At 71.7% G+C, this 17118-nt stretch carries 18 protein-coding genes; 6 read left to right on the plus strand and 12 right to left on the minus strand.

Going from position 1 to position 17118, the window contains the following annotated elements:
• Nucleotides 1-233: 233 nt before the first annotated feature.
• On the plus strand, nucleotides 234-1451 hold the full coding sequence (locus tag ACGFYH_RS25240; protein ID WP_393805437.1) for an alginate lyase family protein: 1218 nt from the start codon (nucleotides 234-236) through the stop codon (nucleotides 1449-1451).
• A 22-nt stretch (nucleotides 1452-1473) separates the two neighbouring features.
• Here the strand turns inward: ACGFYH_RS25240 and paaE are convergent, their stop codons facing one another.
• Genes paaE through paaA form a run of 5 tightly spaced genes read right to left on the minus strand, consistent with a single transcriptional unit; the run spans nucleotide 1474 to nucleotide 5202 of the window.
• Complete coding sequence (gene paaE / locus ACGFYH_RS25245) at nucleotides 1474-2580, minus strand: 1,2-phenylacetyl-CoA epoxidase subunit PaaE (RefSeq protein ID WP_393805438.1); 1107 nt, start codon at nucleotides 2578-2580, stop codon at nucleotides 1474-1476.
• Complete coding sequence (gene paaD / locus ACGFYH_RS25250) at nucleotides 2580-3095, minus strand: 1,2-phenylacetyl-CoA epoxidase subunit PaaD (RefSeq protein ID WP_393805439.1); 516 nt, start codon at nucleotides 3093-3095, stop codon at nucleotides 2580-2582. Before paaD ends, paaE begins: the two co-directional genes overlap by 1 nt.
• Nucleotides 3089-3916, minus strand: a complete 828-nt coding sequence (gene paaC, locus ACGFYH_RS25255) for a 1,2-phenylacetyl-CoA epoxidase subunit PaaC (protein ID WP_393805440.1) — start codon at nucleotides 3914-3916, stop codon at nucleotides 3089-3091. The genes paaD and paaC overlap by 7 nt, the downstream gene beginning before the upstream one ends.
• A 9-nt stretch (nucleotides 3917-3925) precedes the next feature.
• Nucleotides 3926-4219 (minus strand): 1,2-phenylacetyl-CoA epoxidase subunit PaaB, encoded by a 294-nt coding sequence (paaB, locus tag ACGFYH_RS25260; RefSeq protein ID WP_393805441.1) that lies wholly within the window; start codon nucleotides 4217-4219, stop codon nucleotides 3926-3928.
• On the minus strand, nucleotides 4216-5202 hold the full coding sequence (paaA, locus tag ACGFYH_RS25265) for a 1,2-phenylacetyl-CoA epoxidase subunit PaaA (protein WP_393805442.1): 987 nt from the start codon (nucleotides 5200-5202) through the stop codon (nucleotides 4216-4218). The genes paaB and paaA overlap by 4 nt, the downstream gene beginning before the upstream one ends.
• 145 nt (nucleotides 5203-5347) lie before the next feature.
• On the opposite strand from paaA, the gene paaI reads away from it, so the two are divergent.
• The 3 genes from paaI (at nucleotide 5348) to ACGFYH_RS25280 (ending at nucleotide 8610) form a co-directional block, all read left to right on the plus strand.
• Nucleotides 5348-5857 (plus strand): hydroxyphenylacetyl-CoA thioesterase PaaI, encoded by a 510-nt coding sequence (paaI, locus tag ACGFYH_RS25270; RefSeq protein ID WP_393805489.1) that lies wholly within the window; start codon nucleotides 5348-5350, stop codon nucleotides 5855-5857.
• Nucleotides 5854-7200 (plus strand): phenylacetate--CoA ligase PaaK, encoded by a 1347-nt coding sequence (gene paaK, locus ACGFYH_RS25275; protein ID WP_393805443.1) that lies wholly within the window; start codon nucleotides 5854-5856, stop codon nucleotides 7198-7200. The genes paaI and paaK overlap by 4 nt, the downstream gene beginning before the upstream one ends.
• Nucleotides 7201-7311: 111 nt before the next feature.
• Nucleotides 7312-8610 carry a flavin-containing monooxygenase gene (locus ACGFYH_RS25280; RefSeq protein WP_393805444.1) on the plus strand — a complete coding sequence of 433 codons (1299 nt, stop codon included), beginning with the start codon at nucleotides 7312-7314 and terminating at the stop codon, nucleotides 8608-8610.
• Nucleotides 8611-8742: 132 nt separating this feature from the next.
• Here the strand turns inward: ACGFYH_RS25280 and ACGFYH_RS25285 are convergent, their stop codons facing one another.
• From ACGFYH_RS25285 to ACGFYH_RS25310, 6 genes are all read right to left on the minus strand, one after another.
• Nucleotides 8743-9870, minus strand: a complete 1128-nt coding sequence (locus ACGFYH_RS25285) for a tryptophan dimethylallyltransferase family protein (RefSeq protein ID WP_393805445.1) — start codon at nucleotides 9868-9870, stop codon at nucleotides 8743-8745.
• Between the two features lie 206 nt (nucleotides 9871-10076).
• The gene (locus tag ACGFYH_RS25290; protein ID WP_393805446.1) at nucleotides 10077-11423 is read right to left on the minus strand and encodes a cytochrome P450; all 1347 of its coding nucleotides are present in this window, start codon (nucleotides 11421-11423) and stop codon (nucleotides 10077-10079) included.
• Nucleotides 11424-11438: 15 nt separating this feature from the next.
• The gene (locus tag ACGFYH_RS25295; RefSeq protein WP_393805447.1) at nucleotides 11439-12032 is read right to left on the minus strand and encodes an ATP/GTP-binding protein; all 594 of its coding nucleotides are present in this window, start codon (nucleotides 12030-12032) and stop codon (nucleotides 11439-11441) included.
• Nucleotides 12007-12384 carry a DUF742 domain-containing protein gene (locus tag ACGFYH_RS25300; protein WP_393805448.1) on the minus strand — a complete coding sequence of 126 codons (378 nt, stop codon included), beginning with the start codon at nucleotides 12382-12384 and terminating at the stop codon, nucleotides 12007-12009. The genes ACGFYH_RS25295 and ACGFYH_RS25300 overlap by 26 nt, the downstream gene beginning before the upstream one ends.
• Nucleotides 12381-12782 carry a roadblock/LC7 domain-containing protein gene (locus ACGFYH_RS25305; RefSeq protein WP_388779196.1) on the minus strand — a complete coding sequence of 134 codons (402 nt, stop codon included), beginning with the start codon at nucleotides 12780-12782 and terminating at the stop codon, nucleotides 12381-12383. The genes ACGFYH_RS25300 and ACGFYH_RS25305 overlap by 4 nt, the downstream gene beginning before the upstream one ends.
• Nucleotides 12779-13960, minus strand: coding sequence for a sensor histidine kinase (locus tag ACGFYH_RS25310; RefSeq protein WP_393805449.1), 1182 nt, complete (start codon nucleotides 13958-13960; stop codon nucleotides 12779-12781). Before ACGFYH_RS25310 ends, ACGFYH_RS25305 begins: the two co-directional genes overlap by 4 nt.
• A 332-nt stretch (nucleotides 13961-14292) precedes the next feature.
• On the opposite strand from ACGFYH_RS25310, the gene ACGFYH_RS25315 reads away from it, so the two are divergent.
• Both ACGFYH_RS25315 and ACGFYH_RS25320 read left to right on the plus strand, forming a co-directional pair.
• Nucleotides 14293-15045: a sulfite exporter TauE/SafE family protein gene (locus tag ACGFYH_RS25315; protein ID WP_393805450.1), complete on the plus strand. Its 753-nt coding sequence runs from the start codon at nucleotides 14293-14295 to the stop codon at nucleotides 15043-15045.
• Between the two features lie 141 nt (nucleotides 15046-15186).
• Nucleotides 15187-16584 carry a cytochrome P450 gene (locus ACGFYH_RS25320; RefSeq protein WP_393805451.1) on the plus strand — a complete coding sequence of 466 codons (1398 nt, stop codon included), beginning with the start codon at nucleotides 15187-15189 and terminating at the stop codon, nucleotides 16582-16584.
• Nucleotides 16585-16712: 128 nt separating this feature from the next.
• Here the strand turns inward: ACGFYH_RS25320 and ACGFYH_RS25325 are convergent, their stop codons facing one another.
• Complete coding sequence (locus tag ACGFYH_RS25325; protein ID WP_393805452.1) at nucleotides 16713-17000, minus strand: hypothetical protein; 288 nt, start codon at nucleotides 16998-17000, stop codon at nucleotides 16713-16715.
• Nucleotides 17001-17118: the final 118 nt, after the last annotated feature.

Below are 17118 nucleotides of genomic sequence, written 5' to 3' on the forward strand. Positions count from 1 at the left end.
CTGCGTGCGGTGCGAAGTTGCCCTGCGAGCCGGGATGTTAGGAAGCCGCCGGTGCCGGGGCCAGCCCTTCGATCATTGCGTTCATAGTGTTCGTCCGCCCCCGTCGCCCGGACCTCCGGGCATTCCGTGCGCGGCCTCTTGACGCCCCATTGGTCTCTACCTATCGTCACCGCCCAGCCGAACGTTCAGAACACCACTCAGCGTTCACATAGACGAACGGATGGACCCCCCACATGTCCTCTGCTCCCCCGCGCCGTCACCGCGGATCCCGCGCCGTCCTCCTCGCGACCGTCACCGCCGCACTCGTCGGCACCCTGCTGGCCGGACCCGGTTCGACCGCTCCCCGCGCGGACGCCGCACCGGCCGCGTTCACGCATCCCGGAGTCACCGTCTCCCAGGGCCAGCTCGACTTCGCCCGCGCCAAGGTCGACGCCGGGGCCCAGCCCTGGAAGAGCGCCTTCGACCAGATGATGGCGAGCAGGTACGCCGACCTGAACCGCACCCCGAGGCCCCGCGCGGTGGTGGAGTGCGGTTCCTACTCCAACCCCAACTACGGTTGCACCGACGAGCGCGAGGACGCGATCGCGGCCTACACCAACGCACTGGCCTGGTACTTCACCCGCGACGAGCGGTATGCCCGCAAGTCCATCGAGCTGATGGACGCCTGGTCCGCCGTGATACGGGACCACAGCAACAGCAACGCACCGCTGCAGACCGGATGGGCCGGATCCTTCTGGCCCAAGGCCGCCGAGATCATCAAGTACACGTACGGCGGGACCTGGGCCGGCTCCGGCCGCTTCGCCGCCATGCTCCGCGACGTCTACCTGCCCGAGATCATCAACGGCTCCCACTCCAACGGCAACTGGGAGCTGACGATGATGGAGGCCGCGGTCGGCATCTCCGTCTTCCTGGAGGACAAGTCCTCCTACGACAAGGCCATGGCCAAGTTCCGCACCCGCACGGCCGCGTACGTCTACCTGGAGTCCGACGGCGCCCTGCCCAGGACGGTGCCGGGCCAGAACCTCAACACCCGGAACAAGATCATCGGTTACTGGCAGGGCCAGTCGACGTTCGTCACCGGGCTCACCCAGGAGACCTGCCGGGACTTCACCCACACCGGGTACGGCATCTCGTCCATTTCGCACGTCGCCGAGACCAGCCGCATCCAGGGGCAGGACCTGTACGGCACCGACGTCGGCGAGCGACTGCGGCACGCGCTCGGCTTCCAGGCGAAGTACCAGCAGGGCGCGGCCGCACCGAGTTGGCTGTGCGGGGGCGACCTCGACCTCGGCCTGGGCCCGGTGACCGAGGTCGGCTACAACGCCATGCACAACCGCCTCGGCTTCGCCATGACCAACACCCAGGCCCTGACCGAGCGCACCCGCCCCTCCGGTACGAACAACCTCTTCGTCGCCTGGGAGACCCTCACCCACGGCGACAACCCCGCGTGAGGCCGAAGGCGGTGCCCTGCGCTCAGCTGTCGTAGTCCACGGTCAGCTTCTCGGAGACCGGGTACGACTGGCAGGTCAGAACGTAACCGGCGTCGACCTCGGCCGCTTCGAGCGCGTAGTTGCGGCGCATGTCGACACGGCCGTCGGTGATGAGGGCCCGGCAGGTTCCGCAGACCCCGCCCTTGCAGGCGAAGGGCAGGTCGGGCCGGGTCTGCTGGGCGCCGTCGAGGACGGGCCGCTCCCGGGAGAGCGAGGAGGTCGTGGAGCGGCCGTCCAGGGTGATGGTGACCTCGCTGACGGGTCCCTGCGGGCCGCTCTCCTCGTGGCGCACCTCGCGGACGGGCTCGTCGTCGGCGTAGAACAGCTCCCGGTGGACGCGCTCCGCCGGAACGCCGAGGCCGGTCAGGACCTGCTGGGCGTCGGCGACCATGCCCTGCGGGCCGCACAGCCACCAGTGGTCCGCCGCATCCACGTCCAGCAGCGAACCGATGAGCGCCGTGAGGCGACCGGCGTCCAGGCGGCCGGAGAGCACTTCCGCCTCGCGGGGCTCACGGGAGAGCACGTGGGCGAGGTGGAAGCGGGCCGGGTGGAGGTCCTTCAGGTCGGCCAGCTCGTCGGCGAACATCACCGTGTCGGTGCGGCGGTTGCCGTAGAACAGGGTGACGGTGGAACGGTCGTCCGCGGCGAGCACCGACTCGGCGATGGACACCATCGGCGTGATGCCCGAACCGGCCGCGATCAGCACATGGTGGCCCGGCGTGGTCAGATCGGGCGTGAAGAGGCCGGTGGGCGCCATCACCTCGACGGTGTCGCCCGGCCGCACGTCCTCGACCAGCCATGCCGAGAACAGTCCGCCCGGCACCACACGGACCCCGACGCGCGGCACCGAGCCGGCCGGTGCGCAGATCGAGTACGAGCGGCGCTCGTCCCGGCCGTCCACCTCGCGCCGCAGGGTGAGCGACTGACCGGGCGCGAAGGCGAACTCCCCGGCCAGCGCGTCCGGGATCTCGAAGCTCACGGCCGCCGCGTCCGCGCACAGCCGCTCGACGGCCGCGACGCGCAGGCGGTGGAAGGCGGGCCGGCGGCGGGTGCGCACCGGTGGCGCCGGGACGGGGGCGGTCGGGGCCATCAGATCTCCTTGACGTACTCGAACGGCTCGCGGCAGGCCCGGCAGCGCCACAGCGCCTTGCAGGACGTGGCGGCGAAGCGGGAGGTCTCCTCGGTGTCCGCCGAGCCGCAGCGGGGGCAGGGCACCGTGGGCCGGGTGGGCGACAGCACCAGGGGGACCGAGCCGCGGGGTGCGGCCCCGGGCGGCGCGATGCCGTGCTCGGCGAGCTTGCGGCGGCCCGATTCGGTGATCCAGTCGCTGGTCCAGGGCGGGTTCAGAACCGTACGGATCTCCACGCGCGGGTACCCCGCCTCCCGCAGCCGCGCGGCGACGTCCGCCCGCATCTCGGCCATGGCCGGGCAGCCCGAGTAGGTGGGGGTCAGACTCGCGACCACGGTGCCATCCCCGCCCACCTCGACGTCGCGCAGGACACCGAGGTCGGCGAGGGTCAGCATGGGCAGCTCGGGGTCGGGCACCTGCTCGGCGACGTGCCGGGCCCGACGGGCGTCCGGGAGTGCGGGGCCACCGGTCACCATGTCGCCTCCGGGTGGGCGCGGGCGACGCCCTGCAGCTCGGCGAGGAGCGGCGCGAGGTGTTCGGTGTGCTCGCCGGCGCGGCCCGAGCCGGGCAGCGGCCGGTGGACGGGCAGGGGCAGCCCGGCCGCCTCCGTGACCTGGCGCAGGACATCGCCGACCTCGTCCCCGACGTCGTAGGCCGCCTGCAGCTCACCGAGGTAGGGAGCGACCGCGTCCAGTGCCGCACGCGTCCGGCGGTGCGACTCGTCCGTGCCGTCGCCCAGGCGCACGGCCCACTCGGCGGCGTACTGCCGGTGGTACGTCAGCTCCTTGACGCCCTTGGCGGCGACTGCGGCGAGCACCGGGTCGGGATGCGTCACCAGCCGCTGGAAGCGGGCCAGACGCCAGCTGGAGAGGACCAGCAGCCGCATGACGGCGAACGCGAAGTCGCCGCCAGGGAGTTCGGCCAGGCGGACGTTGCGGAAGTCGTCGGCGTCCCGGAAGTAGGCGTAGGCGTCCTCGCTGCGGCCGGTGCCGTCGGCCTGGCCGGCGCGCGCGTACAGCAGGCGGGCCTGGCCGAGGAGGTCGAGGCCGATGTTGGCCAGCGCCACCTCCTCCTCCAGCTCGGGCGCGCGGGTGACCCACTCGGCGAGCCGCTGGGCGCTGACCAGGGCGTCGTCGGCCAGCGCCACGCAGTCCGCGGTCAGTTCGGCCGCGTCGACGCCCTCGGGCACGGTGGTGTCGACGCCGTGCAGCGGGTCCTCGAAGCCGGTGCCGTAGGCCCAGCGGGTGTCGTCCTCGTGACCCTCGGCCAGGGTGAGGTAGACGCGGTCGTCACTCATGCCCTGCTCCTAGATGTGGGGGACGTCGTCGGGTATGTCGTAGAAGGTCGGATGGCGGTAGACCTTGTCGGCACTGGGGGCGAAGAAGGGATCCTTCTCGTCGCGGGTGGAGGCGGCGATGTGCTCGGAGCGCACCACCCAGATGCTCACGCCCTCGTTGCGCCGGGTGTAGAGGTCGCGGGCGTGGGTGAGGGCCATCACGTCGTCGGCGGCGTGCAGCGAGCCGACGTGGACGTGGTTGAGGCCGCGCTTGCCGCGCACGAACACCTCGTACAGCGGCCAGCCCTGCTTCTGCGTGCTCATGCCGCCGCTCCCTTCCGCGCACGGGCGGCCTGCTTGGCGGCGTGGGCGGTGGCCGCCTCGCGCACCCAGGCGCCCTCCTCGTGAGCGGCCCGCCGCCGCTCCATCCGCCGGTCGTTGCAGGGGCCGTCGCCCTTGATGACGCGCATCAGCTCGTCCCAGTCGGGGGTGCCGAAGTCGTGGTGCCCCTTCTCCTCGTTCCAGCGCAGCTCCGGGTCGGGCAGGGTGACGCCGAGCTTTGCCGCCTGCGGGACGGTCATGTCGACGAATCGCCGGCGCAGCTCGTCGTTGCTGTGCCGCTTGATCTTCCAGGCCATCGACTGCGCCGAGTTGGGTGAGGCGTCGTCGGGCGGACCGAACATCATCAGGGACGGCCACCACCAGCGGTCGACCGCGTCCTGGACCATCTCGCGCTGGGCGTCGGTGCCGCGCATCATCGTCATCAGCAGCTCGTAACCCTGCCGCTGGTGGAAGGACTCCTCCTTGCAGATGCGCACCATCGCGCGCGCGTACGGCCCGTAGGAGCTGCGGCACAGCGGCACCTGGTTGACGATCGCGGCGCCGTCCACGAACCAGCCGATCACGCCGACGTCGGCGAAGCCGGGAGTCGGGTAGTTGAAGATCGACGAGTACTTCTGGCGCCCTTCGATCAGCCGCTGGGTGAGGTCGTCGCGGTCCGCGCCGAGGGTCTCTGCCGCGGAGTACAGGTACAGCCCGTGCCCGGCCTCGTCCTGGACCTTGGCGAACAGGATGGCCTTGCGGCGCAGCGACGGGGCCCGGGTGATCCACTCACCCTCGGGCTGCATGCCGATGATCTCCGAGTGCGCGTGCTGCGCGATCTGCCGGACCAGCGTCCTGCGGTAGCCGTCGGGCATCCAGTCCCGCGGCTCGATGCGCTGGTCGCGCGCGATCGTCGCGTCGAAGTGCTCCTGCAGCCCGTCCGGCCCATGCGGGGGCGGCGCCTCGGCGGCGTGTGTCGTGGTCATCGTCACCAGCTTCCCAACCGACCATTCGTTCGGTATCAGTGTGACGTGTTTCCGGGCGCCGGGCAAGAGCCGGGCCGCCGCCGGTCACACCCTTGACAGTGCCGCCGCGTGGCTGGATTACTTGGCCTTGCCGCGCGCTAACCGAATGTTCGGTCGGGAGACAAGGGTGGTGGGAGAGGTGTCGCAGGCCACGGGGCAGACGCCCACGGAAGCGATGTTCGCCGCGGACGAGGCCTCCCGGGGGCTGGGCATCGAGCTGGTGGAGCACGGCGAGGGGGCCGCCGTGGTCCGGATGACCGTGACCCCGGCGATGGTGAACGGACACCGGATCGCCCACGGCGGCTTCCTGTTCCTGCTGGCCGACACCGCGTTCGCCTGCGCCTGCAACAGCCGCGGCCCGGTGACCGTCGCGGCCGGCGCCGACATCGTCTTCGTCGCCCCGGCCCGCGAGGGCGACGTGCTCGTGGCCCGCGCCGAGGAGCGCGCCCGGTACGGACGCAGCGGCATCTACGACGTGAGCGTGCGGCGCGGTGACGAGGTGATCGCGGAGTTCCGCGGCCGCAGCCGCAGCGTGCTGGAGGACAGGCGCAGCCGAGGCGTGCGGGACGACACGGCGCGCGAGACGCCGGGCACGACGACGAAGGAGTCGCGATGAGCAGCGAGCCGACGACCGGGGAGGCCCCGGCACCCCGACCGGGCGAGCCCCTGCCCCACGACCTGCTGGACGACGCCGAGCGCCTGTCAGGTGAGCAGCTCCGGGAGCTCCAGCTCGACCGCCTGCGCGCGACCCTGCGGCGCGCCTACGACAACGTGGAGCTGTACCGCAAGAAGTTCGACGCCGCCGGGGTGAGGCCCGACGACTGCCGCAGTCTGGCGGATCTGTCCCGGTTCCCCTTCACCACCAAGGCAGACCTGCGGGACACCTACCCCTTCGGCATGTTCGCCGTCCCGATGGCCGACGTACGGCGCGTGCACGCCTCCAGCGGCACCACCGGCCGCGCCACCGTCGTCGGGTACACGGACAACGACCTGTCCATGTGGGCGGACGTCGTCGCCCGCTCGATCCGCGCCGCCGGCGGCCGTCCCGGCCACAAGGTGCACGTTTCCTACGGCTACGGCCTGTTCACCGGCGGCCTCGGCGCACACTACGGCGCCGAACGCGCCGGCTGCACGGTGATCCCGGCCTCCGGCGGCATGACGGCGCGTCAGGTGCAGATCATCCAGGACTTCCGGCCCGAGATCATCATGGTCACCCCGTCCTACATGCTCACCCTGCTCGACGAGTTCGAGCGGCAGGGCATCGATGCGCGCACCAGCTCCCTCAAGGTGGGCATCTTCGGCGCCGAGCCGTGGACCGAGGAGATGCGGCGCGAGATCGAGGAGCGCGTGGACATCCACGCCGTCGACATCTACGGACTGTCCGAGGTGATCGGTCCCGGCGTGGCGCAGGAGTGCGTCGAGACCAAGGACGGGCTGCACGTGTGGGAGGACCACTTCTACCCCGAGGTGGTGGACCCGCTCACGGACACCGTGCTGCCCGGGGGCGAGGAGGGGGAGCTCGTCTTCACCTCCCTCACCAAGGAGGCGCTCCCGGTGATCCGCTACCGCACCCGCGACCTGTCCCGTCTGCTGCCCGGCACCGCACGGCCCGCCTTCCGCCGGATGCAGAAGGTCACCGGCCGCTGCGACGACATGATCATTCTGCGCGGGGTGAACGTCTTCCCCACCCAGATCGAGGAGATCGTGCTGCGTACGCCCGGCGTCGCCCCGCACTTCCAGATCCGGCTCACCGAACGCGGCCGCATGGACCACCTGACCGTGCGGGTCGAGGCGCGCTCAGACGCCGGTCCCGAGCAGCGCGATGCCGCCGCGAGCGCGATCGCACAGGGCGTCAAGGACGGCGTGGGCGTCACCGTGGAGGTGGAGGTCGTCGGCCCCGAGACCCTGGAGCGCTCGCTCGGGAAGATCCGCCGGGTGTGGGACCTGCGGGGCGCGTGAAACGTGAGGACGGACACGTCCGTTCGTCGGTCGTGCTGGTGTGCGGGGAGACGGGAATGGGCAGTAAAGGCGTGATCGGGGGAGGTTGAGTGCATCCTGGGGGGAATTTCCGTGCGTGTGTGTGTGATCGGTGCGGGTCTGTCGGGACTGGCGGTGGCCCACGCCCTCAAGGAGCGCGGCATCTCCTTCGTCTGTCTGGAGAAGGCGCCCGACGTCGGCGGGATCTGGCGTCAGCCGCAGGCCGGCGAGCGGGGGCCGGGTTATCTGTCCCTGCACCTCAACACCGCCAAGCAGCTGACCGGTTACGCGGACTTCCCGATGCCGGACTCGTACCCGCTCTACCCCCGGCACAGCCAGGTCGCCGCCTACCTGCGCTCCTTCGCCGAGTGGGCGGGCCTGCTCGGCCACGTCGAGCTGCGGACCGAGGTGGTGTCCGTCCGCCAGGACGCGGACGGCATGTGGAGCGTCGTCAGCCGGGCGGTGGACGGCGCGCGGACCTCGCGGCGGTTCGAGCAGGTGGTCGTCGCCTCGGGGCATCACACCGATCCGGCGCTGCCCGACCCCCTGCCCACCGGTGCCGACTCCTTCACCGGAACGATTCTGCACTCCCTCGACTACCGCGACGGCGGCGACTTCACCGGCCGCCGGGTCGTCGTGGTGGGCCTCGGCGCGTCGGCGGTGGACATCGCGGCGGACCTCTCCCGGCACGCGGCGCAGACCATGCTGTCGGTGCGCCGGGGGCTGCACATCGTGCCCAAGCAGCTTTTCGGGATGTCGGTCGACGAGATCGCCGAAGCGCCCTGGTGGAACGAGATGTCCTTCGCCGAGCGGCGCCAGTGGGTGGAGCAGGCGCTGCTCGTCGCCCGCGGCAGACTGTCGGACTACGGCCTGCCGGAGCCCGACCACCCGGTCTTCTCCTCCGCCACGACACTCTCGGACGAGATCCTCAGCCGCATCCGGCACGGGGCGGTGCTCCCGAAACCGGCCATCGCCTCGTTCGACGGTGACCGGGTCGTCTTCACCGACGGCGGCTCCGCGGCCGCGGACGCGGTCGTCTACTGCACCGGCTTCCACATGACCTTCCCCTTCCTGCCCGCCGGCTGCCCGGTGGCGGCGGACGGCTCGGTCCAGCTGTACCGACGGGTCGTGCCGGCCGGCCGGCCCGGTCTGTACTTCGTCGGGCTGGTCCGGCCCGTGGGTGCCATCACCCGGCTGGTGGAGGCCCAGGCGCGGTGGGTGGCGCGCATCGTCGACGGCGCCGCCGCGCTGCCCGCGGCCGAGGAGATGCGCGAGGAGATCGGTACGTACCTCACCTCCATCGTCCAGCGCTACGGCAGGACGCGAGGCGCCTCCATCCAGGTCGACGTGGGCCCCTATCTCGCGGAGTTCCGGGAGTCGCTGACCGTGTAGCCGTCCCGCCGGTAGCGCCGGACGGTCCCGGCCGGACGGTCGGCGACCCCCCACCTCCGGACGGGTCCGGCGCCCAGGGCTCCCCGTGTGTCGCACCGGGAGCCCTTTCGCGTCCGCGTGCGGACGGACCGCTCAGCGCACCGACAGCGGCGTGCGGACGCTCTCCACGAACGGCGGCCGGACGGTGTACGCCTCCGAGGAGAGGTAGGCCGTCACCCGCGGCGGGCAGTCCCGCTGGTGGGCCAGGGCGAGGTAGGCGATCAGGCCCACCCCGTCCTCGGGCCGCCGCCGGGTGAGGGCGGTCAGGGCGCGGTCGAGCACGGCAGCGTCCATGCCGTGGTGGCGCAGCACTCGCTTGGCCCGGGCCAGGGCCTCACCGTCGTGCCGGGCGTAGTCCCTGACGGGGATGTGCAGGGTGAACCCGCTCGGCCGCGCGGTGCCGGTGTCGGTGAAGGAGTGGCACGACAGGCCGGGTCTCCTGCCGAGCCCCGTCGTGTCGGGGCCGAGGCCGGCGGCCGTGCGGAAGAACCCCTCGATCGCCGCGGGCCCGGGGCCCGGGTCCATCCGGGACAGACGCCCGGCCTGGCCGGCCGTGAGGTTGTCGTGGCGCACGTAGACCTTCGCCCGGGGCTCCGACCAGTCCCCGAGGTCCAGGGCGAGGAACGGATGTCCGCCGCCCGGGGGCAGGCTGTCGAAGGCCGGCCCGTGGCCGAGCCGGCGCAGGGCCTCCCGCACCGTCGTGGCGGAACGTTCCGCCCCGTTCGCCGCCGGGTTGAGATAGACCTTGACCCTGGGCACTCCGCCCGGCATCAGCTCCAGGGCGCACCACAGGGCGAGGGGGCCCCGTGGAGCGGCTGGCAGGAACAGGTCCTGGAGGGTGTCCAGGGCTTCGGTGGCGAAGTGCCAGCGCCGCGCCATGTCCCGGATCACTTCGAGTCCGGCGCGGCCGTTGTGAGCCAGGCTGTCTGCGCCGCAGCCCGGTTCCAGGAGCACCCGCATGGAGGGCTCCGCGTCCGGCCGGAAGGAGAGTGAGAACTCCACGGGGGTGTGGTCGTCGGACAGGAAGGTACGGGCGGGCGGCGGGAGGCTCAGCGGCCGCTCGGCCACCGCGCCCAGTGAGTCGGTCAGGATCTGTGCGTAGGTCTCCGCGTCGGCCCCGGACAGGCCGGCGACCGCGCCGAGTCTTCGCAACTGGCCGCCCGTGTGGGAGCCGAGCGTCGGTGTGCCCCGCGGGCCCGCGCCCGTCGGTGCGGCGGTCACCGGCCTGTCCTCGGCCTCGGCCGCACAAAATGATACCCGCCTCGGGAGGCGGGTATCGGGGGTTTCGGCGGCGGGAAAGCGGCGTTCGTGGATATGTGGTCCACGACACCTCCTTCTACTCGTAAGCAACTTGAATGCCGCGTTGCTCACTACCCGTGCCGTTCAGCCTTCATGCGAATGGGGCGGGTTGGAGGATGTTGCGCAAATCACCGTGTGAGCCAGTTGAGGAACTGGCTCCACATGCCGCTGCGTTCGGCCGGACGAGCCGGGTTCGCCGCTCCTTCCGGCTCGGCGGCCGGGGCCGGTCCCGGGTCGGCACGCCGTACGGACCGCACCGGGGTGAAGCGGGCCGGGAGGGTGGCCAGCGCCCGGTTGAAGGGACCCGGACGCCACGTCAGGCTGTCCTCGGGAACGGCGAGTTCGACGTCGGGCAGCTCGTTGAGCAGGTGCTCGATGGCCGTGACCGTGATGTGCCGGGCCGGTTCCTTGGACGGGCAGGCGTGCGGGCCGGCGCTCCAGGCGAGGTGCGCGCGGTTGCTGCCGGCCTGGCGTGAGGCCTTCAGGGCCGGGCCGGTGTTGGCCGCGGCGAAGCTGACCAGGACGAGGTCACCCGCCTGCAGTCGCTGTCCGGCCAGTTCCGTGTCGGCGGCCGGGTAGTGCGGGGCGTAGTTGGCCATGGGCGGGTTCTCCCACAGCGTGTCGTCGAGCGCCTCGTCGATGAGACCGCCCTCACGGGCGTACCTCTCGTGGGTGAGGAGCCGGTGCAGGGTGTTGCCGAGGAGGTTGCGCAGGGGCTCGGCTCCCGCGCCCAGCAGCAGGGCGAGCTGGTGGACCATCTCCTCGTCGTCGAGGCGCGCCTCGTGCCGCATCAGCCAGGAGGTGACGTCGTCACCGGGCTTGCTCCGCTTGAGCGCGACGAGCTCCCCCACCGCCTGGAAGAGCACCGCGGTGGCCTTTTCGGCGTTGACGCCGTCGAACATGCCGGAGATGCCGAACAGCACCCGGTCACCGATGTCGGCGGGGCAGCCGAAGAGTTCGTTGAACACGAACAGCGGCAACTGCTTGGCGTAGTCCCCGAGCAGGTCGGCCGAACCGCGGGAGCCGAACTGGGAGATGAGGTAGCCGGAGATCTGCTCGGTGCTGCGGCTCAGCCGCCGGGCGTCCACCCGCGCCATGCTGTCGGTGACCGCCTGGCGCAGCCTGAGGTGGTCGGCTCCGTCGGCGAACATGCAGTTGGGCCGGTAGGCCAGCAGCGGCGCGACCGGGCTGTCCGGGCTCACCTTGCCCTCGTTGAAGGCCCGCCAGCGACGCGCGTCCTTGCGGAAGGAACCGGAGTCCTGCAGCAGTTGGAGCGCCGCCGCGTAATCCGTGACCAGCGTCGCCTCGACCCCCGGGGCCAGTTCGACGGGGGCCGCGGCCCCGTAGTGGCGCAGGTACTCGTAGTACGCCTGCGGGTGGGCGGCGAACTCCGGGCCGTGCAGCGGCACCCGGGCGCCGGAGCCGTGGGCCGGGCAGCCGGGCGGCGGCACCGGGGCGGTGTCGTGGGCGTTCATGTCTGCTCCCAGCTCCTAGCGGGTGCGGTCCAGCAAGTAGCGGACGAGGGTGGTCAGTGCGGCGGCCGAGGACTTCTCGTCGCGGGCGTCGCAGGTGACGACGGGGGTGTCGTCGAGCAGGTCGAGCGCGTCGCGCAGCGCCCGCTCGTCGCGCAGCGGCGCGCCGTCGAAGTGGTTGACGGCGATGGCGTAGTCGAGCCCGTAGTGCTCGATGAGGTCGATCACCGGGAAGGAGTCCGCCAGCCGTTCCGGGTCGACCAGCACCAGGGCCCCGAGCGCGCCGCGGGCCATGTCCTCCCACATCTGCACGAAGCGCTGCTGGCCGGGGGTGCCGAAGAGGTAGAGCACCACGCGGTCGCTGATGGTGAGGCGGCCGAAGTCCATGGCGACCGTGGTGGTGGTCTTGCCGTGGACCCCCTTGAGGTCGTCGACCGACTCGGCGGCCTGCGTCATCGTCTCCTCGGTGGACAGCGGCTCGATCTCGGAGATGGAGCCGATGAGGGTGGTCTTGCCCACCGCGAAGTGCCCGACCACGAGGATCTTGACCGCCGTCTGGGTCGCTCCCTCGCGTACGTAGTCCCGTTCACCCAAACTTGGCGCGGAGCCCATTGAGCACCTCCTCCAGGATCTCCTTGTCCGCGAGACGGGCGCGGGCCACCGGCGGGCGGGTCATCAGGTGTCCGCCCTCCATCAGGGAGGCCAGCAGGATCCGCACCACGCCCAGCGGAAAACGGGTGTGTCCGGCGATCTCGGCGACCGAGAGGTAGCCGGCGGAGCAGAGGTCGAGCAGGCTCTGCTCCTCGGGGGACAGCCTGGTCGGCCGCCGCGTCTGCCCGGCGGCCGCGGTGACCAGGGTGATGAGGGAGAGATCGTCCTCGTCGGGCAGGCCGCGGCCCTTGGTGATGACGTACGGCCGCACTAATTCGGGCGCCTCCGGCTGCCAGCCGTCGTGGCCGCTCATGAGCGGGCGCCGAGGTTCTCGCGCGGCGGTGTCGTCAGCCGCTTGCCGAGCTGGGCGACGAGCTGCTGCATCCGGAAGGTGATGTCCGCCATGTCGACCTCGGGGGAGGCGGACACGCCGAGGTAGGCGCCCTCGCCGGCGGAGATCAGGAACACCCAGCCGCCGTCGAACTCGACCAGGGTCTGCCGCCAGGCCTGGCTGGGGTCCTCACAGAAGAAGGCGAGGGTGCGGCTGAGCGACTGCACGCCGCTCATCGCGGCGGCGACCCGGTCGGCGTCGTCCTTGTCGAAGTCCTGTGTCCGGGCCATCAGCAGGCCGTCGGCGGATATCAGGACCGCGTGCAGGGCACCTGGAATCTCCAGGGCGCTGTCGAGCATCCATGACAGATCGTCGTTCACGAGTCCTCATGTCCTTCGCTGCTAGCACCAGGTGTTCTGCGCGTCCGGTCGGTGTTCTCCGGGCTCCTCGGTTCGTTGCCCCGGCCGGACTGCGTTCCGCGTTGGAAGGCGCCCATGACCTGTGCCTGCTCGGAGTCGGAGCGGCCCGCCGGGCGCGAGGTGGGCGCGCTGCCGGGCACGATGGCCATCGGCCGCTTGCGGCGGCGCCGGGGCAGACCGTCGCCGGTCTGGGACGGGGCGAGCGCGGCGTCCGGTCCGCCGTCCTGGACCGGCCGTGCGGTGGCGCGGGCGGCCGGCGCGGGGGCCTTCTTCTCCGGCATGGCGGTGAGCAGTTCGTGCGGCAGCAGGACCACCGCCCGTACACCTCCGTAGGGAGAGGAGGAGTCCACCGACACCTCGAAGCCGAAGCGCTCGCACAGCAGGCCGATGACGGCGAAGCCGAACTGCGGCGGATTGCCGAGCCCCGCCACGCCCGAGGCGCGCTCGGTGACGAGGAGCCTGTCGGCGCGGGCCCGCTCCTCGTCGCTCATGCCGACACCGGCGTCGTCCACGACCACGCAGATGCCCTTGGGCACCGTCCGGATGTTGATCTCGACGACGGTGTCCGGGCTGGAGTAGCTGGTGGCGTTGTCGAGCAGCTCGGCCAGGGCCAGGGCGACGGGCTCGACGGCCCGGCTGGTGATGCCGAAGTCCACCTGGGAGAGGATGTCCACCCGGCGGAAGTGCCGGATACGCCCCTGGGCGCTGCGCACCACGTCGTACACCGAGGCGGTGTCGCGCCGCCCGCCCAGCCAGCCGTCGCACAGTACGGCGATGGACTGGGCACGCCGACCGAACTGCGAGTTGGTGTGGTCGATTTCCAGCAGGTCCTGGAGGAGGGCCGAGTCGCCGTACTTGTTCTGCAGCCGGGAGAGCACCAGCTGCTGTTCGGCGGCGAGGCCCTGAAGGGTCCGCATGGCGGATTTCAGCACCGTCTTCGTCTCGTCCTCGGCCCGTTCCTGAGCTGCCTGTACGGACTTCCCGTAATCGTTCTCCAGCTCGGTGTAGTGGTCCCTGAGCCCCTGGACCTGCTGCCGCAAAGCTCGCGCCGCCCTGCGCTGGCGGCTGATGAGCACGGCGGCGGCGACGAGGGCGACGAGGGCGACCCAGAGCAATGGGTTCCCTGTGTATTCCGTCATATGACTCTCTTCAGGCGACTGACAGCCGGCTTGCTGCATTCCCGTCTACGCGGGCGGCCCGGCGGACTGCCCGCACCGGGGGTAGCTGCCCGGGCTGTCCCTGAAGTCGGGGATGCCGTCTTTCACCCATCCGCCCGCCCCGCAAACGCGGTGATCGTATCACCGCATGATCAGGTGAATTAACGTCAAGAAGTGTCCATCCAGGACGGGTTGAGACCGGCGCTCGCACGGACTCGGACGGTGGGTACAGTCGGCCCCGTGAAAGATGCACAAGACACCTTCCGGCCGAGTACGGGCCCGGTGCGAGGCGGCACGGGGTGACGCCGGAGGCCATGGCCGCGGTGTTCGCGGCGGGAGTCGGGGCCGGCGCCATCAACAGCGTGGTCGGCTCCGGGACTCTGATCACCTTTCCCGTGCTGCTGGCCACGGGGCTCTCACCGGTCACCGCCACCGTTTCCAACGCCCTCGGCCTGATCCCCGGCTCCATCAGCGGGGCCATCGGTTACCGCAAGGAGCTGAGCGGCCAGCGTCGGCGCCTCCTGAAGCTGGGCTCCGGTGCGCTGGTCGGCGGCCTCGCGGGCGCCACGCTGCTGCTGTCGCTGCCGGCCGACGCCTTCGAGACGATCGTGCCGGTGCTGGTGGGTCTCGCCCTGGTGCTGGTGGCGCTCCAGCCGCAGATCGGCAGGCTGGTCCTGCGCCGCCGGGCGCGCACCGGCGCCTCCCCGCGCCGGGACGGCGGCCCGCTGCTCTTCACCGGCCTGACCCTGGCCAGCGTCTACGGCGGCTACTTCACCGCCGCCCAGGGGATCATCTACCTGTCCCTGATGGGCATGCTCCTGGACGAGCCCCTGCAACGGCTCAACGCGGCCAAGAACGTCCTCTCCGCCGTCGTCAACACCGTCGCCGCGCTCTTCTTCCTCTTCGCCGCGGACTTCGACTGGACCGCCGTGGGGCTCCTGGCGGCCGGCTCGGGTCTCGGCGGGTACGCCGGGGCCAGGGTGGGCCGCCACTTCAGTCCCGTGGTCCTGCGGACCCTGGTCGTGACGGTCGGCACGGTCGCTCTCGTGCAACTCCTGCTGCGCTGAGGCTTGCAGGGCGGCCGGTGGTGGAATCTGCCCCGCCGCTTCCGCCTCCACACCGTCACCGCACCCGCGGAGGACGTGGCATGTACCACGCCCGCACACGGATTGCCGCGCGGAGCGATCGGGGAAGCCATGCAAGCGCCCATGATCGACTCGAAGGGACACGCCCTCGTGACGCTCGTAGCGCCTCCCCCCATACCCAGGGCAGCCGGTTCACTGCCGTTCCTGGGGCACGCGATACAGCTCGTGCGCGACAATCTCGGTTTCATCGCCGCCCTGCGCACCACCTACGGACCACTCGTCGAGATCACCCTCCAGCCCGGCACCCGCACCCTTGTCGTCCAGGACCCCGGCCTCGTCCGCACCATGCTCACCGACCTCGGACCGAGCCTCGACAAGGGCCGGTTCTTCGAGAAGATGGGGCAGTTGCTGGGCGACTCCGTGGTCACCGCGGCAGGCCAGGTCCACGTCCGCAAGCGACGTCAGCTCCAGCCTGCCTTCGGCCGTGAACGGATCGCCCGCTACGTCGGCACCATGCGCGCCGAGACGGACACCGCCGTCGACGGCTGGGTCCCCGGCGAGCTGCTCGACGTGCGCGAGGCCATGGTCGGGCTCAGCCTGGACATGCTGGCCAAGACGGTGTTCTCCGGCAGCCTCGACGACGCCACCTTCCGTCGGCTGCGCGCCGACCTGTCGGTCGTGATGAACGGCGTCGGCGCCCGCGTCATGCTGCCCGACTGGATCGAGCGGCTGCCGCTGCCCGCCAACCGCCGCTTCACCGCCGCGCGCGACGCCGTGCGGGCCACCGTCGACCGGGCCGTCACCGACCTGCGGGCCAAAGGCCACGACACCGGCGACATGCTCTCCCTGCTCCTGCGCGCCACCGACGAGGAGACGGGCCGGCCGCTCTCCGGACGCGAGATCTCCTCCGAGGTCCTCACCCTCGCCGTGGCCGGCACCGAGACCACCGCCTCGGTGCTGTCCTGGGTGCTGTACGAGCTCGCCCGCGCGCCACGGATCGAGGCGCGGGTGCTGGCGGAACTCGACAAGGTCCTCGGCGACCGTCCGGTGGCGTTCGACGACCTCGGCCGGCTGCCGTACCTCGGGCGGGTGATCGAGGAGGCGCTGCGGCTGCACCACACCGGGTGGCTCGTCACCCGCCGCACCGTCACCGAGACCCGGCTCGGCCCCTGGACGGTGCCCGCGGGGACCGAACTCGCCTACTGCCAGCACGCCCTCCACCGTGACCCCGTGCTGTTCCCCAACCCCCTGGTGTTCGACCCCGACCGGTGGCTGGACGACACCCGGCCCCGGCCCACGGAGGCGTTCCTGCCCTTCGGCGCGGGCAAGCACAAGTGCATCGGTGACCGGTTCGCCCTCACCGAGCTCGTCACCGCCATCGCCACGATCACACGGCGCGTACGTCTGGAACTCGCGCCGGGCCGGACGGTACGGCCCGTCGCCGCGGCCACCGTCCGGCCCCGGACCCTGCTGATGACCGTCCGCCCGAGAGCGGACGCCGCGCCCCGCGCGGCGGGTTGAGCCTTCGGGCCGGCCGGCGTGCTCCCCGGCCGGCCCCGCCCCCTCCGGCACAACGCCGCGTTGTGCGAAGTCGGGACTGTTCGTGTCGTCGCCGGGCCGCCACACCCCCGTTCCCGCCCCGCCACTCGTCACGGTGTCCGGGTGTACGTCGCGCGCGGTGCGGGGAGGACCGAGGCGTCGATCCGCCGGGAGAGGCCCTCCTTCTCCTGCAAGGGCGACACGGTCCGCAGGCGGGCGGAACCCACTTCGACGGTGTGGCGGGCGTCGTTCCCCACCGGGTACGCCGCCACGTAGTGCGGCCCCGTGCACCAGGCGGCGAGCCTCGGGCCGTGGGTGAGCCGCAAGGCGGTGGGCAACGCGGTCCTCGTGGCCGGGAGGTCCTCGGCCGCTCCGGGGGCCACGAGGTTGGCGGGCACCCGCGGCGCGGTCTCGTCCGCAGGTCCTGCTCGGCGCGCGCGGTGACCCAGCGCTGCGCGCAGGCGCCGACGCGGCCCAGGACGTCGTCCACCGTCCCCTCCGGCGCCCGTGCCGCGT

Origin of the sequence: Streptomyces sp. NPDC048392 (assembly GCF_043200575.1) — a bacterium.
Taxonomy (GTDB): Bacteria; Actinomycetota; Actinomycetes; order Streptomycetales; family Streptomycetaceae; genus Streptomyces.